Genomic DNA, 24,616 nt, shown 5'->3' with positions numbered 1-24,616 from the left:
GGTAGCGCGCGGGGGTGAGCTCCGCCGCCCCCCGAAGGTCAGATCGCCGCATCCTCGTGCTCGGCTCCGGGGGGCGCGAGCACGCCCTCGCGCGTGCGTTCGCCCGATCGCCCTCGGTCGCCGAGGTGATCGTGGCGCCCGGGAACGCCGGGACCCACGCGCAAGCGGGCGCCGGCCGCGCCCCGATCCGCCGGGTCGACCTCCCGTCGCTGTCGCCCGCCGAGGCGACCCGGCTCGCCGTCCGCGAGCGCGCCGACCTGGTCGTCGTCGGCCCCGAGGCGCCGCTCTGCGCGGGCGTCGCCGACGCGCTCGCCGCCGAGGGCATCGCCGTCTTCGGGCCGAGCCGCGAGGCGGCGCGCCTCGAGGGGTCGAAGGCGTTCCTCAAGGAGTTCGCCGCCCGCCACGGGATCCCGACCGCGCCGTTCCGGATCGTGCGCTCCTTCGACGAGGCGGCCCGCGTCATCCGCGAGCGCGGCGCGCCCATCGTCGTGAAGGCCGACGGGCTCTGCGCCGGCAAGGGCGTCGTCGTCGCGACGACCGTCGACGAGGCGCTCGCGGCCGCGAAGGACATGCTCGTGGATCGCCGCTTCGGCGACGCCGGCGCGACCGTGATCCTCGAGGACGCGATCCAGGGCGAGGAGGCCAGCGTGCACGCCATCAGCGACGGCGAGGCGATCTTCGTCCTGCCGGCGGCGCGCGATCACAAGCGCGTCGGCGAGGGCGACACCGGGCCGAACACGGGCGGCATGGGCGCGTTCGCGCCGAGCGCCCGCGTCACCCCGGCCCTGACCGCGCGCGTCGAGCGCGAGATCCTCCGGCCGACGATCGACGGCATGCGGGCGGAAGGGAGGCCCTTCCGCGGGGTGCTGTTCGCGGGCCTGATGATCACGCCCGCCGGGGACCCCATGCTGCTCGAGCACAACGTCCGCTTCGGCGATCCCGAGTGCGAGGCGCTGATGGAGCTGCTCGAGGGCGACGTCGCCGAGCTCTGCGCGTCCGCCGCGGCGGGCGCGCTCGCTCCCGGGGCGGCGCGCGTCGCCCCCGGCCGCCACGCGCTCACCGTCGTGCTCGCGGCGCGCGGCTACCCCACGGCGCCGGTGACCGGCGACGTCATCCGCGGCCTCGACGCCGCGGCCGCGGTGGAGGGCGCCTTCGTGAACCACGCGGGCACCGCCGAGCGGGACGGCGCGGTCGTGACCGCGGGGGGCCGCGTGCTCGCCGTCACCGCCGCGGGCGACTCGCTCGCCGAGGCGCGGGAGCGCGCCTTCCGCGCCGCGGGCGCCATCGACTTCGACGGCAAGGTGCTCCGCCGCGACATCGGGGTGGACGGAGCGCGCGCGGCCGGGTGAGGCGGCACCATGGAACCCATCGTCGATCTCGCCCCAGGCGCTGAAGAGAACCCGCTCGCGGCCTACCTCGGTCACCTCATCCGCGAGCACCTCGCGCGCGACCCGAAGCGCGCCTCCGATTTCCGGGCGCTGCGCGGGTCGGTGCTCGTCGTCGCGCAGGACGCCGATACGTCCATGACGATGCGCTTCGACCACGGGCGGCTCACCATCCACGATGGCGCCATCGGCATCCCGTCCGTCACGTTCTGCGGCGACGAGTCGGCGCTCCGCCGGCTCCCCGACGTCGCGTTCCACCGCTGGCTGCGCCTCCCGAAGCTGGGGGTGCTGCACCGCCGACAGAGCGGCCCCCTGCGCGACCTCGCGCGCCTCGTGGCCCGCGGGGAGCTCAAGATCTACGGGCTCGTCGCGCACCCAAGGCTCCTCCTTAGGCTGCTCCGGGTCCTCTCCCGCCTCCCCTGAGCGCCTCGCCCAAGCCGGTAGCAACGGCGCGTGACGGCACGCGACGACGACGCCGACGACAACGAGGACTGGTATGATACTGTAAGACGGAAACGGACGTCCCGTCCGCATTGCACGGCCGTTCTTGTGGGCTTGCAAACCAATGCTACACGGCCCGAAAGCTGTCTTTTGACGGCCTGTTGGGCTGTTGGTATGGCTCGATCATGGGCATCCGATTGCGCTACCTCGCCCACGATCTCGAGGTGCCGCTCGGCGAGTTCTTCATCGGACGGAGCGCGGACTGCCAGCTGTCGCTGGACGACCCGCTGGTGTCGCGCAGGCACGCGCTGCTGACCGTCGGTGAAGGCGGCGTCGCGATCGAGGATCTCGGCAGCCGCAACGGCGTGCTCATCAACGGTGCTCGGATCGCGGGGCGCCAGATCCTGACGGACGGCGACAAGATCGCGATCGGGGGGCAGGAGATGTTCCTGCTCGGGGCCATCGAGCCGAGCTCGGCGCACTCGCCGCGGAGCGCGCCGCTCTGGACGAGGCAGCAGAACGCGCGCACGGTCGACATGAGCGAGATGCCCGCAGGCGAGGACGACGGCGCGACGGCCATCGCCTCCCGGAGGTCGCTCCCCGGGCTCGTCCCTCAGCACCCGGACAAGCGCGTGCACGCGCTCAGCCTCATCGGCAGCGTCGCCGACAAGGCGCTCGCCCTGGGGCGCGTCGATGAGGCCGAGCGCATCCTCCAGCGCTCGCTCACCGACATCCTCACGAAGGCGCGGGACGGGGGCGTCGGCGCCGTGCAGCCCGAGCTGGTCGAGAAGGCAAGCATGTATGCGGCCCGCCTCGCCTCGGCGACGGGTCGGGGCTCGTGGATCAACTACATTTTCGAGCTGAATACCCGGCTCGAGCTCCTCCTCCCCGCCTACCTCGTCGATGAGCTGTATAGTGTCCTGCGCAAGGTGAAGGCCGTCGACATGTCCATTCTCCGTGGCTATGCGAAGCGGCTCCGCGAGCGCGCAGGTGAGCGTACGCCGGCGGAGCGGTTCATCCTCCAGCGCATTGAAGGGCTCGAGCGCCTCGGCGCACTGAAATAGACCATGCCTTTCCGCCTCCGGTACTTGGCGCACGATTTCGAGCTCCCCGAAGGGCCCTTCGTGATTGGCCGGAGCGGCGACTGCCAGCTCTCGCTCGATGACCCGCTGGTGTCGCGGCGCCACGCGACGCTGCAGGTGCGCAACGACGGCGTGGCCTTGCACGATCTCGAGAGCAGGAACGGCGTGTACGTCAACGGCACGCGCATCTCCGGCCAGCGCGAGCTGACCGACGGCGACCGCATCATCATCGGCAGCCAGGAGATGCTGCTCTACGGCGGGGAGGAGTCGCGCCCCCACGACGCCTACGGGGTCGAGTTCCGCCGCGCGACGGCGACGCTCGGCGCGATGGCGCTGACCGAGATGCGCAAGATGTCGGACGACCCGACGGAGCTCACGAGCCCGACGGGAGACGGCGGATCCAAGGGCTTCCAGTCGCTGCGCCTGCTCGCGAGCCTCGCCGACAAGGCGCTGGCGATGGGCCGCAGCGAGGAGGCCGAGCGCATCCTGCAGACGGTGCTGATCGACATCCTGAGCCGCGCGCGGACGAACGTGCCGCTGGAGATGCCGGCCGCGGAGCTCGCCGCGCGCTACGCGGCTCGCCTCGCGGGCGCCACGACCAAGGGGACGTGGGTCAACTACGCGTTCGAGCTCTTCACGATCGCGCGCCGCCCGCTGCCCGGCCCCGTCGTCGACGAGCTCTACACCGTCGTCCGGCGCGTCAAGACGCTCGATATCCAGCCGCTCAGGATCTACCTCGACGACCTCCGCCGGATGGCTCCGTCGTTCGGTCCGACCGAGCGGTTCTTGATGCAGCGGATCGAGGGTCTCGAGCGCCTCGTCGCGGCGAAGTAGCCTCCGCATCGCCGCCGGGCGTCGCGGGAGCGGCGGCCTCTGGCGACACGCGCGACACGCGCGGAGCCGGCGGCTGCGCCGCGCGAGCGGCCCCGTGCTGGACAGGCGGCGGCGCCGCGCGAGCGGCCCCGTGCTGGACAGGCGGCGGCGCCGCGCGAGCGGCCCCGTGCTGGACAGGCGGCGGCGACACACGGGGGGCCGGCGCCGCGGAGGGCTGGAGCGGCGGCGGTGCGTTGCGGGGACGCGCGCCCGCCTCGGCTTCCTGCCAGCCGAGGTTCCTCGCGGCGGCCTTCGCAATCGCATCGCGCAGCTCGGTATCGGCGACCTTCCCGAGCTCTCGCCGCACCTCGACCGGGAGCGGCGCCTCCTTCGGGGTCGGGCGGACCTCCTCGCGCCAGGGCGGCCGCGCGACCGGCTCCACCTTGCCGACGCGGAACCGGAGGGACTGCACAGGGAGGCCGCGCGACCGGAGCTGCGCGGTGATGGCGTCGCCGAGCAGCGAGAGCTCCTGCGCCCACATCGAGCTCGCCGCGCGGACGTGGAGCACGCCGCGCTCCAGCTTGAGCGGCCGCGCGCGCGCGGCGATCCGGGACCCCACGGCCGCTTCCCACTCGCGGAACGGCATCGGCGAGGTGTCGATCTCCGCCGGCGCCGAGAGCGAGGACCCGCGCTGGATCAGCGCACCCAGCCGTTCGATCCCACCTCCGCTCCGACGCGACATGCGCGCCGAGCGTAGCAGCCTGACAGCGCCGTGCTCCGGCAGAGCGCGCCGTCCAGGCTCGCCCAGCGTCACGAACGGTCAGCCCCTACGGCGCCGCCCTGTGACCAGGACGGTCGCTCGCCAGAGCGAACCACCCGCCCTCGGCTGCCTGGCGACGAACGATCGTGAGGGGCGCTCTCGGTACCGAAGGTGGGACTCGAACCCACAAGCCCTTGCGGACAGCGGATTTTGAATCCGCCGCGTTTGCCATTCCGCCACTTCGGCTCAGCGCTGCGATGTCAGCGAGCTCCTGGAACCGTAGATCACCGGGCACGATCCTGGCAACCGTCTGCGAGCCTGCGAGCCTACGAGCCTACGAGCCTGAGCGCCCGAGAGCGGTCGCGCGGGCAGGAGGCCGGCAAAGCCACGAGCAGCGCCGCCGCGCCGCGGCCGCCGCGCATCGAGGCGCGGCCCGCGATCGCGGCGCGGCGAGAGATCACACCACGAAATCCAGCATCTGGAGGCGCGTCAGGTAGTCCTGGAGCGCAGAGGCGTACTCGTCGATCAGGAGATCGAGCTTCACCAGCGCGCCGTGGTCGTCGACCGCGTCGATGGTCCCGCTCACCGGGATCTCGCGCGCGGGCAGGACGAGCACGCCGCTCCAGTGCGCGTCCTTAGCGACGTCGCGCAGACCGGCGAGGCGCAGCCAGCCGTCCGAGAGCTCGACGACGGGGACGAGGGCGCCGCTGTCCAGGCGGACCGAGCTCTTCAGCGTGTGAGCCGGCTCGACCATGTAGTGGGAGCGCCGGTTCTTCTCGATGAGCTCCTCGAGGGTCGCGCAGATGACCTTGCTCAGCGGCGTCTCCTCGCTGTCGAGCACGAGATCGAGGAGCCGCTTCATCGCCTTCTGCGTGCGGATCAGGTTCGCGCGGGTCTCCTCGAGGCGGCGCGCGTCGCGCCGGATCTTGCCGGCCACGACGTTGAGCAGGTTGTTGTAGAAGGGGTACGCGACGTCCCCGTGGTCCTCGAAGAAGTCCTGGAGCTCGGCGACGCCGATGCGCCAGATCTCCGAAGGCTGCGTCGTCACCGCCGTCGTCGTCCGCCGGAAGCCGGTCAGCGCGCCGAGCTCGCCGATGGGCGAGATGGGGCTCAGGCGGAAGCGCGTCTCGCCCGCCTCGAGCAGCGCGACCTCGCCCCGGACCAGGAGGAACAGGTGCGCCGGGGCGCTCCGGGCCTCGAAGAGCACGTGGCCGGACGGGACCTCCTGGCGCTGGAACGCCTTCATCAGGTCATCGAGGTGATCCTCCGTGATTCTCTCGAACAGCGGGATCGCGTGCAGGTCGGATGGGCGGACCGCCATGGGATGACACTCCTCTTCAACATGGGTCGGGCTCCGCGTCCGCGTCGCGGGACACGGAGCCTTGCGGCGCGCACGAGCTCTGCGTGGACCGCGGGAGCGGCATCCTACTCCAGGTCCCGAGCCGAGGAAGAGGGATGGCCTCGCCGCAGCGAGGTGCGCGCGCAGGACCGCGAGCCCGCGCACCTTCTCGCCTCGTCGCCATGCAGCGCGTCGTCGCGTCGCGCGTCGGCGAGCGGGGAGTGACGATCGCGCGGTCGGTCCGTCGACGCGCGCCCGGCGACGGGCGCCCTGGAGGTTTGCCCCGCTGGCGGGATCGGGTAGGTGCCGGTAACGTCGCCCGGGTGATGCCGTCCGTTCGCCAAGGGCTCCCCGACGCGATGCGCGCCTCGCCGCTGCGCCGCTCGCTGCTGCGGCTCGCCGCCATCGGCCTCGCCCTCCTCGCCGCCTCGTGCGGCTCCGCGTCGTCCGGGGCGCCGGTCAGCGCGGAGACGGCGCCGCCGCCGAAGCCGCGCAACGCGGCCGCGATCGCGCAGTCGATCGCCGGGGGGAAGGTCTCGGTGCTCGTCTACGGCGACAGGACCCGGGGACACCCCATCATGGGGCGGCTCGCGGCGCTCGATCTGTGGGGCCCCGTGCTCACCGGCACGGGGCTCGATCCGGAGCGGGACGTCGAGCGCGCCTTCGTCACCGCGCCGCGCGCGGACGCGGCCCACGAGGCGGTGGTCGTCGTCCAGCACAGCGTGCCGCCGGACAGGCTGGCGTCCGGCCTCGACGCGCTCCTCTCGCGCAGCCAGCCGCCAGGGGCCCGGGAGAGCGGGCTCGGCGTGCCGGCGGTGCGCGTGACCATCAAGGGGCACACGCGCGTCGTGGCGACCGTGGAGCCCGACTTCCTCGTGGTCTTGCCGGTCGCGCGGGCGCGCGAGGCGCGGCGCTTCCTTGGCACGGGCGGCTTCCCCGATCCGACAGGCGACGAGGCCGCGATCGCCGCGGCGATCGACCCGGCGAGGACGCTGAAGGGGCCGCGGGAGGCGCCCCGGGTGCCGCCCACCCTGAGATCGCTCGAGGCCACCGTGACGCTGACCAAGGACGGCGGCGCCACGGTCGCGCTCGACGGCGCGAGCGAGACCCCCGAGCTCGCCGTCCGCGACGCGGCCTTCCTCAACGAGGAGATCGAGCGCGCGACCTCGTTCCGCATCGCCATCGTGACGGTCCGCGTCGTCGACCCGATCGTCTTCTTCGCCGAGGGGGATCGCGTGAAGTCGAACCGGCGCGTGACCCCCGGGGAGCTCGACAAGCTCTTCGGCCTGCTCAGCGCCGTGCTGCCGCGGTAGGCTGCCGCCCGATGCGACTCGTCAAGATCGGAATCGCCAACGTCAACGCGACCGTCGGCGCCGTCCGCTCGAACACCGACCGGTGCCTCTCGCTCGCCCGCGCGATGGCGCGCGACGACGTCACCCTGGCGGTCTTCCCGGAGCAGGTGATCGGCGGCTACGCGGCCGAGGACCTCGTGCAGTGGCCGGCGTTCGTCGCGAGCCAGCAGCGCGAGCTCCGCCGGTTCGCCGAGGAGACCGCGCAGCTCCGCACCGTGTTCGTCATCGGCGTGACCGTCGGCGTGGGGGGCGACCTCTTCAACGCCGGCGCCATCGTCCACGCCGGCCGGGTGCTCGCCTTCTCCCCCAAGGAGAAGCTGCCGACCTACAACATCTTCTACGAGGCGCGGACGTTCTCGCGCGGCATGCCGTTCATGGAGCTCGACGCCGACGGCGTGCTCTGCGGCGATCGCGTCTACGCCTTCGATTTCGGGACGATCGCCGTCGAGGTGTGCGAGGACATCTGGTCGCCCGACGGCCCGATGCGGCGCCGCTGCTACGCCGGCGCCGAGATCGTCTGCAACATCTCGGCGTCGCCCTTCCGCGCCGGCGTGACGAGCACCCGGCGCGAGATGATCGCGACCCGCGCCTCGGACAACCAGTGCACGATCGCCTACGCGAACCTGGTCGGCGGCAACGACGGGCTCGTCTTCGACGGCGGCGGGTTCATCAACCAGAACGGCCGGCCGATGCTGGAGGCGCCGCGGTTCCGCGAGGGGTTCTCCGCGGCCGTCGTCGACCTCGACCGGACCACCCGCTGCCGCCGCGAGGCGAGCACCTGGCGCAGCGATCTCGAGGAGTTCCGCCGCGCCTCCGCCCGCATGGTGCAGGTCCTCCGGATCGACGGGGAGACGGCGGACCGCGCGCGCCTCGCCTACCCCGCCCCGCCGGCCGGCACGACGCCGTTCCTGCCCTCGGCGGCGCTGCCCGCGATCTCCGCGCGCGACGAGCTGCTCGACGATTTCTACGAGGCGCTCGCGCTCGGCGTCGCCGACTACTACCGCAAGATCGGCGCCTTCAAGAGCATCGGCCTCGCGCTCTCGGGCGGCCGCGACTCGCTCCTCACGCTGCTCGTCGCCTGGCGCGCGGTGCAGCTCATCCACCCGGGCCTCGAGGGCGCGGCCCTGCGCGAGCGGATGGGGGCGTCGCTCTACGCGTTCTTCATGCCGTCCCGCTACTCCAGCGACGCCACGCACCGCGCCGCCGCGCAGATCGCCGACGATCTCGGGGTGTCGTTCGCGGTCATCCCGATCGAGGACGCGTTCCCCCGGGAGCTCGAGGCCGCCCAGGCGATGGTCGGCGAGGGCGGGCAGCTCACCGAGCTCACGAAGCAGAACGTGCAGGCGCGCATCCGCGGCGGGCGCATGTGGAACTGGGCGAACACGAGCGGCGCGCTGTTCCTGCAGACGGGGAACATGAGCGAGAAGGCGCTCGGCTACACCACGGTGGGCGGCGACCTCGAAGGGGCGTTCAGCGTCATCGCCAACCTGCCGAAGACGGTGGTCATCGCGCTGCTCGAGCGGCTCTCGCAGCGCTTCCGCTTCCAGGGCATCCAGCAGACGCTCGCCACCACCGCCGGGCCGGAGCTCGCCGAGAACCAGTCGGGCGAGGCCGAGCTCATGCCGTTCGAGGTCCTCGACGCGTGCCTCCACCTCTACGGCGCCGAGAAGCTCGCCGCCGACGAGGTCGCGGCGGCGCTCCCGAGCCTGTTCCCGGACAAGGACCCCGCCGCGCTGCGGGCCTGGGCCGAGAAGTTCGCGACGCTGTTCTCGAGGTCGATCTTCAAGTGGGTGCAGTCGCCGATCGCGATCCACCTCGGCTCGCTCGACCTCGACCGCGAGCGCGCGCTGCAGCTGCCCGTGGTGCAGCGGACCGAGTGGAAGGGCGGCTGAGCCCGACGCCAGGGCGCGGCCGCCGCCGTACGCCGCGCGATCGACGCTTCGATCCGCGGCGCGTCGGCGCGTCGGCGGCAGCGCCTCAGTTGGCGGCCTTCTCGACGGAGGCCGGGGCCCCCTGCCTGCCGTCCTTCCCGTCCCTCGAGGCGATCTCGATCCCGTCGTGGCCGGCGGCCATGCCAGGAGTTACGGGCGCCACCGCGGGGCGGATCGAGCCGTCCGCCGAGAAGCGCTCGAGATCCTCGGTGACGCGGCGGAGATAGGCCTGCTTGATGTGGAACGGCAGGAAGGCGCTCTTGAAGCCGGCCACGATGGTCGCCTTGATCTCCTTGAGCCCGAACCCCATCTTCGTGTGGCAGTGCCAGAGCTCGTGCGACACCGTCGTGTCGGTGACGAGCCGGTTGTCGGTGTTGACGGTCACGCGCAGGCCGAGGCTCTGGTAGAGCTTGAGCGGGTGCGAGGCGAGGTCGCGCACGGCGCCGGTCTGCACGTTCGACGACGGGCAGCACTCGAGCGGGATGCGGTGATCGTTGATGTAGTGGAGCAGGTCGCCGTCCTCGCGCAGGCGGCAGCCGTGGCCGATCCGGTGCGCGCCGCAGACGTGGAGCGCCTGCGCGATCGACTCGGGGCCGTACGCCTCGCCGGCGTGGATGGTGCAGTTGATGTTGTTCTGCCGCACGAGCTGGAACGCGGCCTTGTGGTGCTTCGCCGGGTGGTCGTACTCGGCGCCGGCCAGGTCGAACCCGACGACGCCGCGGCCCTTGTACGCCACCGCGAGCTCCGCCATCTCCAGCGACGACTCCGGCGAGATGTTGCGGATGCCGCAGACGATGACGTTGCTCTCGATGCCCAGCGCGTCGCGCGCCGTCCTGAGCCCGGAGAGCACCGCCTCGACCACGCTCGTGAGCCGCAGGCCGAGGCGGGTGTGCAGCATCGGCGAGTAGCGGACCTCCATGTAGCGCACGTTCTCGCGCGCGGCGTCCTCCGCGAGCTCGTAGGCGACGCGGTGGAGCGCCTCCTCGGTCTGCAGGACGCGCAGCGTGATGTCGAACGCCTTGAGGTACTCGACGAGCGAGCCGCAGTTCTGGCCCAGGTTCATCACCCTGCGCAGCTCCGCCGGCTCGTACGTGGGGAGCTCGACGTGGTGGGTGCGGGCGAGCTCGATGATCGTCTCGAGGCGCAGCGAGCCGTCGAGGTGGACGTGCAGATCGGTCTTGGGTAGTTGCCGGAAGAACTCCAGGGGGAGCTTGCCGGCTAGCTCGGGATGATCACTCATGAGCTATTCTGTCACCCGGCGACCGGCCGCGAAAGGCAGCGCGGGGCGCGAGTTCGCTCACGATCGCTCTGGCGAGGACGACGAGGGCGCGGCGCCCCCCTCGTCCGCCGCGCCGCGCGAGCGATCCCTTCCGGCCGCGAGCACGGCGACGGCGGCCACGCCGAAGAGGGCGACGAAGAGCCACGGGAGCGGCAAGCTCATGTCGTCCCCGGCGGCCTCACGGCGCAGCGCATCGCGGATCCGCTCGGGGTTGTACGCCACCACGAGCCGCCGACCGACGTAGGTCGTCGGGAGCCCGCGCGCCTCCATCCGCCCATACAGCGCGACGTCCGCGTCGATGGCGGCCTGGGTCTCGGGCGCGGCGAGGCAAGCCGCGAGCTCCGCGGCCGAGAGGCCGAGCGGCGAGAGGACGGACGCGACGCGCTCGTCCGTGAGCTTGCTTGGCGACGCGCTGTAGAGCAGCGCAGCGGCCTGCTCGCGCTTGTCCTCGGGCGTGCAGACGTAGGCCTTCGCGGCGGGGAGCGCGCCGGGGTGGATCGGGAGCGGCACCATCTTGCGCACGTGGCGCACCCTGTCGCCGTAGGGTTCCTCGATCTTGCTCAGCTCGGGGTGCAGCCTGCGACAGAAGGGACACTCGAAGTCGGTGAAGGCCACGATCGTGATCTTGCCCGGCTCCTGCAGCGCCGCGAGCTCCGGCGGGAGCGGCGGAATGACCGGGTGGCTGCCCCAGAGGAACGGCAGGCCGATCGCGGCCGCGGCGGCCGCGCCCCACACCGTGACGCCCAGCGGCCCGCCCTGGGCAGCGCGCTCGAACGCCCTGGCCGGCATGCGCCGCGCCTGCCGCGCGACGAGGGCAGACGTGACCGCCGCGGCGAAGGCCGCGAGATCGACCGCGATGCACCACGCGCAGAACGCGCCGATCACGAAGCTCTGGAGCCCGAGGAGCACCGCGGCGGCGAGGCCGCCGACCGCCGAGGCGGCCGCGATCGCGGCGTGGTGCCAGCGCGCCCGCGCGAGCAGCGAGGCGGTGAGGAGCGCGGTGAAGGCGGCGAGGCCGAGGTTCGGCAGCGGGACACCGAGGAAGCGGCTGTACGGCGAGATCCTGACGGCGAAGCACCCCGACGTGACGCCGCAGAACGCGGGATCGCCCGCGTTCTGGTACTCGACGACGAGCGCCGCGCTCGCCGCGATGGCGACGAAGAGCGCGAGCCGGAAGAGCGTGACGAAGAACCGGGCGCGCCCAGCCTGCCGCTCGTCGCTCGAGGACAGCGACGCAGGCGCCTCGGGGCTCGCCTGAGGTGCCTCCGCGCGCCCAGGCCGTCCGTCGCGTCCTTCACGTCCCTCACGCCGGTCACCGGCCGGACGCACCGCGAAGACGTTGCCCCTGCCGGCGAGGGCGACGAGGAGCACCAGCGCGAGGAGCAGGGCGATCGAGTTCAGCAGCATCGGTCGTTGCGGGTGCGTTGCAGGTGGAGGAGGGGTGGGTTCGAGGCATACCGGACCCGGGCGGAGACAGCCAGCGCGAGGAGACTCGTGCTAGTCGAGTTTCATGCGTTCTTCATCTCGCGGAGATCCTCCGACGACCGGCTCCGGCGCGCGCCGCCGGGAGGCCGTGGTCGACCTGCTGTCCTCGTTCAAGCGCGCCCTGCACGCGAACGAGATCGCCGAGCGCCTCGGGGTCGAGCCGGGCCGCTACGCGAAGCTGCAGCGGCTGCTCGAGGAGCTGTCGCTGGAGGGCAGCATCGTCGCGCTCCCCGGGCAGCGCTTCCGCACGAGCCAGAAGCAGGTCGAGGCGCGCGGCGCCGAGCGCGAGGGGACGCTGACGGTGCACCCCCGCGGCTTCGGCTTCGTGGCGCTCGGAGGGGCGGCCGAGGACGTCTACGTCTCGCCCGAGGCGATGGGCGGCGCGCTCCACGGCGACACCGTCGCCGTGCGCATCTCGACCCGCTCGCGGCGCGGCGTGGAGGGGGAGATCGTCCGGGTCGTCAAGCGGCGCCACGCGCGCGTGGCGGGCGTGCTGCGCCGGCGTGGCAGGAGCGCGTGGCTCGAGCCGGACGACGGGCGCGTCCGTGGGCCCATCGTGATCGTGCCGCGCGAGCCGGGCGGGCCGCTCGTTCCGCCCGACGCGGAGGACGGCGCCGCGGCGGTCGTGTCGATCGCCCGCTTCCCTGACCTGGCCGACGAGAACCCGGAGGGCGTGATCGAGGCCGTGCTGGGGACGCCCGGCGACCCGAACGTGGAGGTCGCCAAGATCCTGCTGCGCGAGGGGATCGAGGAGGAGCACTCGCCCGAGGCGATCGCCGAGGCCGAGGCGTTCGGGGGCGAGGTGCCGACCGAGGCGCTCGAGGGGCGCACGGACCTCACCCACCTGCCCATGCCGACGATCGACCCGGAGGACGCGCGCGACCACGACGACGCGGTGTGGGTGATCCGCGAGGAGGACGGCTCGTACCGCGCCTGGATCGCGATCGCCGACGTCTCGCACTACGTGCGGCCGGGCACCGCGCTCGACAAGGCGGCGCTCGCGCGGGGCAACTCGGTCTACCTGCCCGATCGCGCGATCCCGATGCTGCCGCGGGCGCTGTCGTCGAACCTGTGCTCGCTGCTGCCGGGCGTGATCCGCCTCTGCCTGTGCGTCGAGGTCGAGCTCGACGCGACGGCGACGGTGCGGCGGGCCCGCGTCATCGAGGGGTACATCCGCTCGATCGCGAAGCTCACCTACCCCGGCGTGGCGCGCGCGCTCGGCTTCACCCCCGAGCCGCCGCGCAGCCCCGAGGCCGAGGCGCTCAGGAACGATCTTCAGGTGATGTGGGACCTCGCCCGGCTGCTCCGCGGCAAGCGGATGCGGCGGGGCGCGCTCGACCTCGACCTGCCCGAGGCGAAGGTGGTGCTCGACCCGAAGACGGGCGCGCCCGTCGACGTGCAGAAGCGCAGCCACGACCCGGGCGTGGCGAAGGCCTACCAGCTCATCGAGGAGATGATGCTCCTCGCGAACGAGACGTGCGCGCAGTTCGTCGTCGACCAGGGCATCCCCACGGTCTTCCGGTACCACGCGCCCCCGGACCAGGCGAAGCTCGAGCGCTTCGCGACGATGTGCGGGGAGCTCGGGCTCGCGTTCGACCCGGAGGACGCGGCCGACCCCAAGCGGCTGTCGGTGTTCCTGAAGAAGCTCGACGCGCACCCGCAGAAGCAGGTGCTGCACATGCTGCTGCTCCGCGCGATGAAGCAGGCGGTGTACGACGTCGCGAACGTGGGCCACTTCGGGCTCGCCTCGAGCGCGTACCTGCACTTCACCTCGCCCATCCGGCGGTACCCGGACATCACGGCGCACCGGGCCATCCGCGCGGTGCTGCGCGGCGAGCGCGTCGACAGGAGCGAGGCGGCCACCGAGCGGCTGCGCGAGGCGGCCATCACGGCGTCGGAGCGCGAGCGAAAGGCGATGGAGGTGGAGCGCGAGGTGGTCGACCTGCACCGCGCGCTCCTCATGCGCTCACGGCTCGGCGACACCTTCGAGGGCACCGTCACGGGCATCGTGGGAGGGGGCGTTTACGTCAACATCGAGGATCCCTTCGTCGACGTGCTCGTCCGCATGGAGTCGCTCGGCCCGGATCAGTACGAGATCGACGACGAGGGGCTGCGCGTCATCGGCCGCCGCTCGGGGGACCGGATCGCGATCGGCGACGCGATGCTCGTGCAGATCGAGGACGTGGCCATCCTCCGGCGCGCCGTCTATGGCCGGCGCCTCGCCGGCGAGCCGGCGGCGGACGAGGCGAAGCCGCGCCGGCCGCGGCGCGACGCGGCGGACGCACGGCCCCCCCGTCGTGTCAAGATCAGCAAGAGCACCAAGCCCCTGAAGGGCATTAAGACCAGCAAGCGCACCAAGGGCGGCAAGAGCGCCAAGGTGCGAAAGAAGCAGCGGTAGCAGCCCGCCCGAGGGCTCGATTCCCTGCCAGCTTTTGTCGCTCGAACGCACGAGCGCACAGCACCTCCCCAGCCACGCTCGCTCTCGCGGACAAGCGCGCGAAACGTCGTCGAAATCGTCGAGACGATCCGGCGAAACAGAGCGAGTCGAACCCGCCGAAATCGCCCAAGCGCACGAAGCGCACGAAGCGGACGAGGCGCTCGAGACACACGCGACGACCCAGGCAAACAGCCGACCGGGGCGCTGCGGACGCCGACGCCAGATCCAAAGTCGCACCCCCTCCGCGCCCCTCTGTGCCCCTCCGCGACTGACACCCGCTCAAAAGAGGGAGGGCTCCTGCATTTTCCTTGCGTCCAGAAAACCACTATGTTCTCAACTAACTCATTCTAGGAGAGAGGTAACCAATGCCCAAGCCGACGTATCCCGCCTACAACGCTGGTGACTTCCTGGTCGATTACGAGGAGAAGGTCTTCGAAGACGTCAAGGCGAAGCCGGGAGAGAAGGCGCTGGTTACCTTTCACACGGTGGCCTTCGAAGGGTCGATCGGCCTCGTCAACGTGCTGACGGCGATCCGCCTGCAACGTAAGGGGTTTGAGACATCCATCCTGCTCTATGGGCCGGGCGTCACGCTGGGGCTCCAGCGCGGCTTCCCCAAGCTCGGGAGCGAGGCGTTCTCCGGGCACCTCGCGGTGAACCAGCAGATCGGCCGGTTCATGGAGGAGGGCGGCAAGGTGTACGCCTGCCGGTTCGCGCTGCAGGCGCTCTACGGCCACGGCGAGCACGCGCTGATCCCGGGCATCAAGCCCATCAGCCCGCTCGACGTGCTCGACATCCAGCTGATCCACCGCCGGGACAACGCGTTCATGGTCCACTCCTGGACGCTCTGATCCGAGCGCGGTCCATGGAGTTCAACCGCAAAGTCCGGGCGGCCGCGGTGCAGGCCAGTCCCGTCCTCGGCAGCCGGGACGGGACGACCGAGCGAGTCGTCGCCGCGATCGCCAGGGCCGCGAAGGAAGGCGCCGAGCTGTGCGTCTTCCCCGAGGCGTTCGTCCCGTATTACCCGTACTTCTCCTTCGTGCTCCCGCCGCCCGCCATGGGGAAGGAGCACATGCGCCTTTACGACGAGGCGGTCACCGTCCCCGGCCCGGTGACGCGGGCCGTGGCGGCCGCCGCGCGCGCGCACGGGGTGGTCGTGGTGCTCGGCGTGAACGAGCGCGATCACGGGACGCTCTACAACGCGCAGCTCGTCTTCGACAGCGACGGCTCCCTGGTGCTCCACCGCCGCAAGATCACGCCGACCTACCATGAGCGCATGATCTGGGGGCAGGGCGACGGCTCGGGGCTCAGGACCGTGGACACCGCGGCCGGCAGGCTCGGGGCGCTGGCCTGCTGGGAGCACTACAACCCGCTCGCGCGGTTCGCGCTCATCGCGCAGCACGAGCAGATCCATTGCAGCCAGTTCCCCGGCTCCCTTGTCGGTCCCATCTTCGCCGAGCAGATGGAGGTGACGATCCGGCACCACGCGCTGGAGTCGGGCTGCTTCGTGGTGAACGCCACGGCCTTCCTGACGCCGGAGCAGGTCCGGGAGGTTGCCCCGAACGAGCAGATCCAGGGCGTGCTGCGCGGCGGGTGCATGACGGCGATCGTGACGCCCGAGGGCGTGCACGCGTGCCCGCCCGTGACCGACGGCGAGGGGATGGCCGTCGCCGAGCTCGATTTCGCCCTGATCACGAAGCGAAAGCGGATGATGGATGCGGCGGGGCACTACGCCCGGCCCGACTTGCTGCGGCTTTGGATGGATACGGCGGAGCGCTCGATAACGCTCGGCGCGGGCAGCCCCAAGGCCTCCTCCCTTGCCCCTGCGGCGGTGGACCATGGATACCCAGACGCTGATCACCGAGCTCCAGTCGTTCGGCCTGAGGCTGGCTGAAGCCCCCGAGGGCGCCCCCGAGGCGGGCGCCGCGCCCCCGCCGGAGCCCGCCTCCGGCGAGGCCTCCTGCGAGGGAGGCGGCCGCCGCGCGGCGTGGACCTCGCGGCGCGGCGGCGCGGGGCCGACCCAGCACGTCGCGGCGACGCTGCGCGGGGCCACGGTGATGATCCCGATCCACACCGACCAGGCGGCGGCGTCGCCGTTCGTCGCGCGGCTCGGGCGCGACGGCGCGGGGACCGTGGAGCGGGACGGCCAGGAGCTCGCGCCCATCGCCCTCGTGAAGACGCCGCGCTTCTACGCCCTCTCGACGAAGGACGGCATCCCCTACCCCAAGATCGCGCTGCTGCACGGGACGGACGTCCTCGCCTCGACGGTGCTCCAGACGTGCATCCGGTACACGGAGCCCGAGAAGGCCTGCACGTTCTGCGCGATCGGACAGTCGCTCGCGGCGGGGCGCACCACCGCGAAGAAGACGCCGGAGCAGCTCGGCGAGGTCGCCGAGGCGGCGGCGCGGCTCGACGGGGTGCGGCACGTGACGCTGACGACGGGCACGCCGCGGTCGGCGGATCGCGGCGCGGCGCACCTCGCCGACTGCGCGCGCGGCATCAAGGCGCGCGTCGATCTGCCGGTGCAGGCGCAGTGCGAGCCGCCCGACGATTTCGCCTGGTTCGAGCGGATGCGCGCCGCCGGCGTCGACAGCCTGGGCATGCACCTCGAGGCGGTCGAGGACGAGGTGCGCGCGGCCGCGATGCCGGGCAAGGCCGAGGTGAGCGTGGCCCGCTACTTCGAGGCGTTCGAGGCGGCCGTGCGCGTGTTCGGGCGCGGCCAGGTGTCGACGTACCTCATCGCGGGGCTCGGCGACTCCCTGGCGTCGCTGCTCGACGCGAGCGAGCGGCTCATCGCGCTGGGGGTCTATCCGTTCCTCGTCCCGCTCGTGCCCATCCCCGGGACGCCCGGGGCCGATCGCGCGCCGCCCTCGGGGGACTTCATGCGGGCGCTCTACGAGCACATCGGCCCGCTGCTCGCGCGGGCGGGGCTGCGCTCGACCGACGTGAAGGCGGGCTGCGCCCGCTGCGGCGCCTGCTCGGGGCTCTCGGGCTTCGAGGCAGAAGGCCGAGCCGCGGCGCGGCCGGGATCCGGCGCGGCATGGACATCAACCTCGGAGAGCTCCGATGACGCCACGTTACAGCTTCGAGCTTGTGCAGAGCAGGGACACGTACCTCGAGTACCTCCGCTTGCGCCGGGCCATCTTCTGCGACGAGCAAGGGCTGTTTAAGACCACCGACGAGGACGACTGGGACGGCTCCGCGTTCCCGATCGCCGCCCTGGAGCACGGGGCGCCAGGGGGCCCGCGGCTCGTCGGCACCGTGCGCATCTACGAGGCGGAGCCCGGCCTCTGGTACGGCGGCCGGCTCGGCGTCGAGCGCGCCCACCGCAAGCAGGGCGTGGTCGGCCGCGGCCTCGTCCACAAGGCGGTCACCACCGCCCACGGCTGGGGGTGCCGCCGGTTCCTCGCGCTCGTCCAGGCGGCCAACGTCCCGTTCTTCGAGGGCATCCACTGGCGCTCCCTCGAGGAGCGCTCGCACCGCGAGCGGCCGCACCACCTGATGGAGGCCGACCTCGACAGCTACCCGCCGAGCGACGAGCCCCGCCCGCCGCCCGGGCAGAGGTTCCGCTGATGCTCGGCGGCGTCGCGGCCGAGCTGCGCGGCGCGATCGGCGTCCTCGCGAAGCGGGACGTGCAGATCCCGGCGCGGTACCTCTCCGGCGAGCGGGGCGCGGCGCTCGCGGCCAGCTCCGTCGAGCGACCCGCAGCGCTCGGCGACGACTGCGCGGCCATCCCCGACGGAGACGGCTACCTGCTCCTCGCCGCCGAGGGGATCTGGCCCGCGTTCCTCGAAGGGGATCCGCGGTTCGCCGGCTACAGCGCCGTGATGGTCAACGTCAGCGACGTCTACGCGATGGGCGGCCGCCCCATCGCCGTTGTCGACGTCGTCTGGGGGACCTCGGCCGGCGCGCTGGAGCCGGTCTGGGAGGGAATGGTCGCCGCGTCGCGCGCCTACGGCGTGCCGATCGTTGGAGGGCATACGAGCGCGCGAAGCCCGTACAACGCCCTCGCCGTGGCCATCGCGGGCCGGGCGCGGCGGCTCATCACGAGCTTCGCGGCGCGCCCCGGCGACGTGCTCGTCGCGGCGATCGATCTGCGCGGCGAGATGCACGCGGAGCACCCGTTCTGGAACGCCTCGACGGGCGCGGACCCGGCGCGGCTCCGCGGCGACCTCGAGGTCCTGCCCGCCCTCGCCGAGGCGGGCCTGTGCGACGCGGGCAAGGACATCAGCATGGGCGGCGTCGCGGGGACGCTGCTCATGCTCCTGGAGACGTCCGGCGCCGGTGCGGTGCTCGATCTGGACGCCGTCCCGCGGCCGCGCGACGTCCCGCTCGCGCGCTGGCTGCTCGCGTTCCCGAGCTACGGCTTCCTGCTCAGCGTGCGCCCGGAGGTCGCCGGCGAGGTGCTCTCGGCGTTCGCGCGGCGGGGCATCGCGAGCGCGGCGGTCGGCGCCGTCGACGGCTCGCGGCGGCTCATTCTCCAGGCCGCCGGCGAGCGGCAGACGCTCTGGGACCTCTCGGCGGAGCCGCTCACCGGGCTCGCGCGCGAGGGCGCGCGATGAGCGCCCTCGCTGCCTCCGGCGCGCCGCTCTCGGTCGCGCTCCTCACCTACTCGACCAAGCCGCGCGGCGGCGTCGTGCACACGGTCGAGCTCGCGGAGGCGCTCCACGATCTCGGCGTCTCGGTCTGCATCTACGCGCTGAACAAGGACCAGGGCGGCTTCTACCGCGCGCCGCGCTGCCCCTCGGTCCTCGTGCCCGCCGCGCCCCCGCCGGCGGGGATCGACGCGGTCGTGAAGCAGCGCATCGCGGAGTTCGAGGACGGGCTGCGCCGCCTCGGGGCGCGGCACGACGTCTGGCACTCCCAGGATTGCATCAGCGCGAACGCGCTCGCGGCGCTGCGCGCCGAGGGGCGCGTCCCCCACTTCCTCCGGACGGTGCACCACCTCGACGACTACGACAGCCCGTACCTGCGCGCCTGCCAGGACCGCTCCGTGCGCGAGGCCGACGCGTGCCTCGTGGTCAGCGAGGCGTGGAGGAAGGCGCTCCGGGCCGAGCACGGCGTCGACGCGGCGATCGTCCCGAACGGCGTGAGCCTGCGCCGCTACACGGCCACGCCCGACGAGCGGGACGCGGCGCTGCGCGCGCGCCTCGACGCCACCGGATCGCCGCTCTTCGTGACCGTGGGCGGCGTCGAGCCGCGCAAGAACTCGATCGGCCTGCTCAAGGCGTTCCTGTCGGTGCGGAAGCGGCTGCCCGGAGGCCAGCTCATCATCGCCGGCGGAGAGACGCTGTTCGACTACGAACCTTACCAGCGCGAGTTCGAGGCGATCGCGCGCGAAGGCGGCGTATGGCCCTCGCCCGCGGGCGCGTCGCCGCCGCCGCTCGTCCTCGCGGGCGTGCTCCCCGACGCGCTGATCCCGCCGCTCTACCGGCTGGCCGACGCGTTCGTCTTTCCGTCCGTCCGCGAGGGGTTCGGGCTCGTCCTGCTGGAGGCGATGGCCTCGGGGGCGCCGGTGGTGAGCTCTGCGCAACCTCCCTTCACCGAGTTCCTCGCCGACGGCGAGAGCGCGCTGCTCGTCGATCCCTCGAGAACAGACGATCTCGCCGGCGCAATGGAAGCTATCCTGGACGAGGGCGTGAGGCGGCGCCTCCGCGCCGCGGGGCTCGAGACCGCGGCCCGGTACACGTGGGATCGTTCGGCCCGCATCGCGGCCGGCGTGTACCGCGAGTTCCTTGGATCCCGCCAAACGTAGGACAAGCGAGCGACGTATGCCGGAGATGCGCTTCGTTATCGAGTGGCCGAGCGGCGAGCAGCAGGTCTGTTACTCTCCGTCGCTCGTCGTGAAGGAGCACCTCGACGTCGGGGAGAGCTACGATCTCGACGACTTCGTGTCGCGTTGCCGGACGGCGCTCGATATCGCGAGCGAGCGGGTCCTCAAGAAGTATGGGTTCCCCTGCAGCCTGGCGCGGGCCGAGGCGGCGCGCATCGCGAGCGCGGCCGCGCGGTTCCACGGCCGGAGCGGGGCCAAGGTCCGGGTCCTCAGGTTCGTCGAGTGACGGAGTCCTCAGGTTCGTCGAGTGACGGAAGGAGCAGGAGATGGTGACGAAGTCGAAGATGGAGCGCCTCCTCAGCGAGCGCCAGTTCCTCGTTTCCGCCGAGCTGACGCCCCCGCGTCACTACGATCTGGAGAAGTTGTTGAAGCACGCCCGAAACATGGCGGGCTGTGTGGATGTGGTGCAGATCAACGATCACCTGCTCTCGCAGGCGCGCTGCGCCAACATGGCAGTCGGCCATTTCGTGAAGCAGGAGGGGCTCGAGCCGGTGCTCCAGTTCTCGCTCCGCCACAAGAACAAGATCGCCCTCCAGGGCGACCTGCTCGGGATGGCGGCGCTCGGGCTCTCGAACATCATCGTCCTCGGCGGCTACCCGTGCGCCATCGGCTCCGATCCCGACGCGAAGGAGGTGAGCGACGTCGACAGCTACGCGGCCATCGAGCTGACCCGCCGGCTGACGCGCGAGGGGAAGCTCTTCAACGGAGACGTCGTCTCGCCGGCGCCCTACTTCCACGTCGGGACCATCGATTTCCCGTGCGCGGAGCAGGCGATCGCCGGGGCGATGGACCGGCTCGCCGCGAAGATCGACGCGGGCGCGAGCTTCATCCAGGTGCAGGCGGTGTTCGAGCTCGCGTCGATGCGCCGCTGGATGGCCGCGGTGGTGGAGCGCGGGCTGCACGAGCGGGCGCACTTCATCGCGGCGATCTTCCCGTTCGCGGGCGTGGATCGGCTGAGCTTCCTGCAGAAGGTGCCGGGGCTCGTGGTCCCCGAACACCTGATCGAGCGCGTCCGCCAGAGCGGCGACGCGGAGGGGGAGAGCTACCGGATCACGCTGGAGCTCATCCGCGGGCTCCGCGACGTCCCCGGGCTCTCGGGCATCCACATGCGGTCCATCGGCGCGGAGGACTGGGTGCCCCGGCTGGTCGACGAGGCAGGGCTCCGGCGGTCGGCATGAGCCTCTAGCGCGGGGCTCCGCGCGCCGGGCGAGGTTCGGGGGCCGGTGCCTGGCGCCTGGGCGCTCGGGCGGCGCGCTCAGGCCTTGCGGGCGATCCAGAGCAGCGCGAGGCCGTTCATCCGGCGCTCGCGGCGGTCGACCTGGAGCCCTGCGCCGCCGATCTCGCCGCCGAGCTTGTCCTCGGTGTGACGGTAGGTGACCTCCGCCGCGTCGGCCCACGCCAGCATCGCGTGGGCCGTCGACGGGTTGTACCGGTGGCCGCGCAGGTAGCCGGCCATCGCGGCGCGGCTCATCGTGGCCGCGGGCTCGAGCAGCGCCAGGCGGCCGCCCGGGCGGAGGACGCGCGCCGCCTCGGCCAGCACCGGGCCCGGCTCGGGCAGGTGCAGGAGCAGGTTCGACGCAGTCACCACGTCGAACGAGGCGTCGGGGAACGGCAGCCGCGTCGCCAGCGCCTCCCGGAACGTCACGTTGTCCAGGCCGAGCGCCTTCGCCCGCTGCGCGGCGCGCTCCACCATCGCCGCCGTCGCGTCGATCCCGATCGACTCGTGGCAGCGGCGACCCATCTCGCGCGTCAGGCGGCCCGTGCCGCAGCCGAGATCGAGGCACCGCTCCTCGACGCCCGGATCGACCAGCGTGACGAGCTCGTCGATGAGCGTCGCATAAGGGCCCTCCGCCTGCATGCGATCGAAGAAGTCGACGAGCTCGTGGAACGGGGTCGCCTGCTCTCGCGCCGCATAACGATCGCGCCACCGCCAGACGTCGTCGAGGGCCTGGTACGTGCCCCGGTAATACAGGAGCGGCGCGCCCGCCTCCCCCCGGCCCGACGCGAGCACGCGACCGACATAGATGATGTGATCACCCCCGTCGTACGTGTGCTCCACCTTGCAGTCGAGGAAGGCCAGCACGTCCTTGAGGATCGGGCTGCCCGACTCGGCCACGTGGGCCTCGGTGAGCACCGCCTGCCGATCGATGTCCGTGCCCTTGCCGGCGAACAGGTCCGAGAACTCCCGCTGCTGCTCCCGCAGGATGTTCACCGCGAAGACCCCGGACGCCTCGATGGCCGCGCTCGTGCGCGACCGCCTGTCCGCGCAGAACAGCACGAGCGGCGGGTCGAGCGAGACCGCGCTGAACGAGTTCACCGTCATCGCCTGCGGCGTGCCGTCCTGCACCGTGGTCACGAGCGTGACCCCGGTCGCAAACTGGCCCAGCACCTTCCGGAACTCCGCGGGATCGAAGAGCATGGGGCATAGTACGCGCTCGGCGCCCACCAGGGATCGAGGATCTGCGCGGCGCGGTGCGCGGCGCCAGCGCGCGCGCCGCGCACCGCGATGCGCGCGTCCTGCAGCGGCGCCGCGCGGCGCGCGCACTGCGGAGCTCACTCGGCGTCGCGCCGCGCCAGGTCCGGCGCGAAGGCCGGTATGCAGAGCGCGAAGTACTCGCTCTCCTCGTCGAACGGGTTGCTGTAGCGGACGCGCTGATCGGGCTCCGTCCAGAGGGCCTGGCCGGCCGAGACGTCGACCGCCTCGCCCGCGATCTCGGCGCGCACACGGCCGCGGATCACGAGCGTCAGCTCGCCGAACGAAGGCGTCTGTGCCGGCTCGCTCCAGCCCGGCGGGGCCACCATGTGCGCCAGGCTGAACCCCTCCGTGCCGGTGTTCACGCGGCCGAAGATCTCCTCGATGAGCTTGCCGCCAGGGACGGGGATCCGGGCCCTGGAGGTGACGAGACGGTAGGGATGCGCCATGGGGTACCTCGCGATCACATCGCGCGCGTCCGATCATCGGACACGCGGTAAAGCTGCATGAGCAGGTGACGGCCGCCGTACGGCTGCAGGTAGCGGATCGCGCCCGCCTTGCTCGCCATGAAGCGATGGTAGCGCCGCGCCGGCACGGCGATGAGATCGCCCGCGCCGACCCAGATCCGCAGCCAATCGTCGTTCGTGCAACGGATGTCGTAACAGCCCTGTCCCTCCACGAAGAGCCGCACCTCGTCGCCCAGGTGACAGTGCTCATCCGCCTCCCTCGCGCTCTCCGCCTCGTCGCGCGGCTTGCTCCCGTCGCGGCGGACATCCTCGTGCTCCGTCCATCCGCGGTCCGCGACCACGCCCTGCAAGGCGAGCGCAGCTGCGCCCGGGTCGAACGCGCCGCACCGGATCCCTTCCGCCTGAAGCTCCGCCTCGGTGGCCTCGCCCTCGCCGTCAGCTCTCATTCGGATCGCACGCATGCGCACCCTCCGGGACTGCGCTCTTCGAACCCTGCGCGCGCGCGACGTCAAGACGCTAAGAGCGCCCCAGCAGCCACAACAGGCCAGCAATGCTGAGCGCCAGCACACCAAGCGCGAGCAGGGCAATGAGCGCCTCTGTGAAGCCCCATCCACTTCCCTGCGCCGCGCGAGACACCGGAGCCGCTTCAGCGGGCTGCGCGAGCGGCGAACTCGTGCTCACCGAGGCAGGCGGAGGCGTCGGCGTGGAATGCGCTGCCTTCGGCTCCTCGAGCGAAGGCGGCTCGAACACCGCGTCTGGACGGAGCGGCTCACAGGGGCTGCGCTCGATCTCCGCGAGCGCCTCGGCGGCCGGGTGCTCGAAGATGAGCCGATCACCCGAGATCGCGAGCACCTGTCCAGGACGCCAGATCGTATCGAACTGAGGCACTGGAACGCCGTCGAGCGAAGCGCCCGAGCGCGATCCGAGATCTTGAACAGAGAATTGATCGCCCCTGCGGGTAATGGCCAGATGACGGCGAGAGACGTCCGGGTCGTCGAGGACGAGATCGGTGTCCTTGGCGCGCCCGAGGATGTAGGGCCGCGCCGCCTCCTCGATCCGCAACGCGCGGCCGCTGTCGGGGCCCTCGACGACGACCACGCGCGGCGCCGGATCCTCCCCTTGCGCGGCGAGGCCGCGCGCGACGAGCTCGAGGGCGAGCTCCTTGGCGGCCGCCGCCGGGGCGGCCTTCGCGACCGCCGGCTCGATCCGGAGCAGGAGCCACACGCGCCCGATGCGGATGCGGTCGCCGGTCTTCAGGGGCATCGCCGTGCGCGGGGCGATGCGTGTCTTGCCGAGGAACGTGCCGTTCTCGCTGCCCTCGTCGAGGAGCAGGTACGTGGCGCCCCGCTGCCGGATCGACGCGTGCCGGGGGCTCACGCTCGTGTCGGGGAGGCGCACCTCGCAGCCCTCCGCGCGGCCGAGGATGACGCGGGGCGCGTCCAGCGTCAGGGAGAGCTCGCCCCCGTCCGCCTTCCCCGCCCCGTCGGGCGCGAGCACCACGATCGTCAACGCCATCGATGCTGCCTGCGCGCGAGGGGGCGG

At 72.3% G+C, this 24,616-nt stretch carries 23 protein-coding genes and 1 tRNA gene; 15 read left to right on the top strand and 9 right to left on the bottom strand.

Going from position 1 to position 24,616, the window contains the following annotated elements:
* The first annotated feature begins 14 nt into the window (after positions 1–14).
* The 4 genes from purD to WME97_RS48215 all read left to right on the top strand — a co-directional run bounded on the left by purD (position 15) and on the right by WME97_RS48215 (position 3,742).
* Positions 15–1,349, top strand: coding sequence for a phosphoribosylamine--glycine ligase (gene purD, locus WME97_RS48230; protein WP_437547890.1), 1,335 nt, complete (start codon positions 15–17; stop codon positions 1,347–1,349).
* A 9-nt stretch (positions 1,350–1,358) separates the two neighbouring features.
* Complete coding sequence (locus WME97_RS48225) at positions 1,359–1,808, top strand: hypothetical protein (protein ID WP_437547888.1); 450 nt, start codon at positions 1,359–1,361, stop codon at positions 1,806–1,808.
* 203 nt (positions 1,809–2,011) lie between these two features.
* On the top strand, positions 2,012–2,890 hold the full coding sequence (locus WME97_RS48220) for an FHA domain-containing protein (RefSeq protein WP_437547886.1): 879 nt from the start codon (positions 2,012–2,014) through the stop codon (positions 2,888–2,890).
* A 3-nt stretch (positions 2,891–2,893) separates the two neighbouring features.
* Positions 2,894–3,742: an FHA domain-containing protein gene (locus tag WME97_RS48215; RefSeq protein ID WP_012241622.1), complete on the top strand. Its 849-nt coding sequence runs from the start codon at positions 2,894–2,896 to the stop codon at positions 3,740–3,742.
* Here WME97_RS48215 and WME97_RS48210 read toward each other — a convergent pair.
* The 3 genes from WME97_RS48210 to WME97_RS48200 all read right to left on the bottom strand — a co-directional run bounded on the left by WME97_RS48210 (position 3,633) and on the right by WME97_RS48200 (position 5,802).
* The gene (locus WME97_RS48210; protein ID WP_437555651.1) at positions 3,633–4,367 is read right to left on the bottom strand and encodes a DciA family protein; all 735 of its coding nucleotides are present in this window, start codon (positions 4,365–4,367) and stop codon (positions 3,633–3,635) included. The genes WME97_RS48215 and WME97_RS48210 overlap by 110 nt on opposite strands.
* A 277-nt stretch (positions 4,368–4,644) precedes the next feature.
* Positions 4,645–4,727 (bottom strand) — tRNA-Leu (locus WME97_RS48205).
* Positions 4,728–4,938: 211 nt separating this feature from the next.
* Positions 4,939–5,802: a Crp/Fnr family transcriptional regulator gene (locus WME97_RS48200; RefSeq protein ID WP_437547884.1), complete on the bottom strand. Its 864-nt coding sequence runs from the start codon at positions 5,800–5,802 to the stop codon at positions 4,939–4,941.
* A 344-nt stretch (positions 5,803–6,146) separates the two neighbouring features.
* Between WME97_RS48200 and WME97_RS48195 the strand changes: the two genes are divergently transcribed.
* Both WME97_RS48195 and nadE read left to right on the top strand, forming a co-directional pair.
* Entirely contained in the window at positions 6,147–7,133 is a 987-nt protein-coding gene (locus WME97_RS48195) for a hypothetical protein (protein ID WP_437547882.1), read from the top strand.
* 11 nt (positions 7,134–7,144) lie between these two features.
* On the top strand, positions 7,145–9,064 hold the full coding sequence (gene nadE / locus WME97_RS48190; RefSeq protein WP_437547880.1) for an NAD(+) synthase: 1,920 nt from the start codon (positions 7,145–7,147) through the stop codon (positions 9,062–9,064).
* A gap of 85 nt (positions 9,065–9,149) precedes the next feature.
* Here nadE and add read toward each other — a convergent pair whose 3' ends face one another.
* Complete coding sequence (gene add / locus WME97_RS48185) at positions 9,150–10,343, bottom strand: adenosine deaminase (protein ID WP_437547878.1); 1,194 nt, start codon at positions 10,341–10,343, stop codon at positions 9,150–9,152.
* 57 nt (positions 10,344–10,400) lie between these two features.
* Positions 10,401–11,789 (bottom strand): vitamin K epoxide reductase family protein, encoded by a 1,389-nt coding sequence (locus tag WME97_RS48180; RefSeq protein WP_437547876.1) that lies wholly within the window; start codon positions 11,787–11,789, stop codon positions 10,401–10,403.
* 103 nt (positions 11,790–11,892) lie between these two features.
* On the opposite strand from WME97_RS48180, the gene rnr reads away from it, so the two are divergent.
* The 9 genes from rnr (at position 11,893) to WME97_RS48135 (ending at position 21,312) form a co-directional block, all read left to right on the top strand.
* Positions 11,893–14,265 carry a ribonuclease R gene (gene rnr, locus WME97_RS48175; protein ID WP_437547874.1) on the top strand — a complete coding sequence of 791 codons (2,373 nt, stop codon included), beginning with the start codon at positions 11,893–11,895 and terminating at the stop codon, positions 14,263–14,265.
* A gap of 404 nt (positions 14,266–14,669) precedes the next feature.
* Positions 14,670–15,152: an MSMEG_0572/Sll0783 family nitrogen starvation response protein gene (locus tag WME97_RS48170; protein WP_012241614.1), complete on the top strand. Its 483-nt coding sequence runs from the start codon at positions 14,670–14,672 to the stop codon at positions 15,150–15,152.
* Positions 15,153–15,166: 14 nt separating this feature from the next.
* Positions 15,167–16,195, top strand: coding sequence for a Nit6803 family nitrilase (locus WME97_RS48165; protein WP_012241613.1), 1,029 nt, complete (start codon positions 15,167–15,169; stop codon positions 16,193–16,195).
* The gene (locus WME97_RS48160; protein WP_437547871.1) at positions 16,140–17,471 is read left to right on the top strand and encodes an MSMEG_0568 family radical SAM protein; all 1,332 of its coding nucleotides are present in this window, start codon (positions 16,140–16,142) and stop codon (positions 17,469–17,471) included. Before WME97_RS48165 ends, WME97_RS48160 begins: the two co-directional genes overlap by 56 nt.
* The gene (locus WME97_RS48155) at positions 17,368–17,874 is read left to right on the top strand and encodes an MSMEG_0567/Sll0786 family nitrogen starvation N-acetyltransferase (RefSeq protein WP_373372214.1); all 507 of its coding nucleotides are present in this window, start codon (positions 17,368–17,370) and stop codon (positions 17,872–17,874) included. Before WME97_RS48160 ends, WME97_RS48155 begins: the two co-directional genes overlap by 104 nt.
* Positions 17,874–18,863: a sll0787 family AIR synthase-like protein gene (locus WME97_RS48150; RefSeq protein WP_437547869.1), complete on the top strand. Its 990-nt coding sequence runs from the start codon at positions 17,874–17,876 to the stop codon at positions 18,861–18,863. The genes WME97_RS48155 and WME97_RS48150 overlap by 1 nt, the downstream gene beginning before the upstream one ends.
* A complete protein-coding gene (locus WME97_RS48145; RefSeq protein ID WP_437547867.1) occupies positions 18,860–20,056 on the top strand; it encodes an MSMEG_0565 family glycosyltransferase in 1,197 nt (398 codons plus the stop codon). The genes WME97_RS48150 and WME97_RS48145 overlap by 4 nt, the downstream gene beginning before the upstream one ends.
* Before the next feature lie 16 nt (positions 20,057–20,072).
* Complete coding sequence (locus tag WME97_RS48140; protein ID WP_437547865.1) at positions 20,073–20,360, top strand: MSMEG_0570 family nitrogen starvation response protein; 288 nt, start codon at positions 20,073–20,075, stop codon at positions 20,358–20,360.
* 40 nt (positions 20,361–20,400) lie between these two features.
* Positions 20,401–21,312 carry a methylenetetrahydrofolate reductase gene (locus WME97_RS48135; protein ID WP_437547863.1) on the top strand — a complete coding sequence of 304 codons (912 nt, stop codon included), beginning with the start codon at positions 20,401–20,403 and terminating at the stop codon, positions 21,310–21,312.
* Between the two features lie 77 nt (positions 21,313–21,389).
* On the opposite strand, the gene WME97_RS48130 is transcribed toward WME97_RS48135, so the two are convergent.
* From WME97_RS48130 to WME97_RS48115, 4 genes are all read right to left on the bottom strand, one after another.
* Positions 21,390–22,553, bottom strand: a complete 1,164-nt coding sequence (locus tag WME97_RS48130) for a flavin reductase (RefSeq protein WP_437547862.1) — start codon at positions 22,551–22,553, stop codon at positions 21,390–21,392.
* Positions 22,554–22,687: 134 nt separating this feature from the next.
* Complete coding sequence (locus WME97_RS48125) at positions 22,688–23,056, bottom strand: cupin domain-containing protein (protein WP_437547860.1); 369 nt, start codon at positions 23,054–23,056, stop codon at positions 22,688–22,690.
* A gap of 14 nt (positions 23,057–23,070) precedes the next feature.
* Positions 23,071–23,520: a 1,2-dihydroxy-3-keto-5-methylthiopentene dioxygenase gene (locus WME97_RS48120; protein WP_437547858.1), complete on the bottom strand. Its 450-nt coding sequence runs from the start codon at positions 23,518–23,520 to the stop codon at positions 23,071–23,073.
* A gap of 70 nt (positions 23,521–23,590) precedes the next feature.
* On the bottom strand, positions 23,591–24,589 hold the full coding sequence (locus tag WME97_RS48115; protein ID WP_437547856.1) for an FHA domain-containing protein: 999 nt from the start codon (positions 24,587–24,589) through the stop codon (positions 23,591–23,593).
* Positions 24,590–24,616 lie beyond the last annotated feature (27 nt).

The sequence above is a fragment of the Sorangium sp. So ce367 genome (genome assembly GCF_051520455.1).
In the GTDB taxonomy this organism is placed as follows: domain Bacteria; phylum Myxococcota_A; class Polyangia; order Polyangiales; family Polyangiaceae; genus Sorangium; species Sorangium cellulosum_B.
Note: the sequence above shows the minus strand (reverse complement) of the source record. Positions and strands in the feature narration are given on the sequence as shown.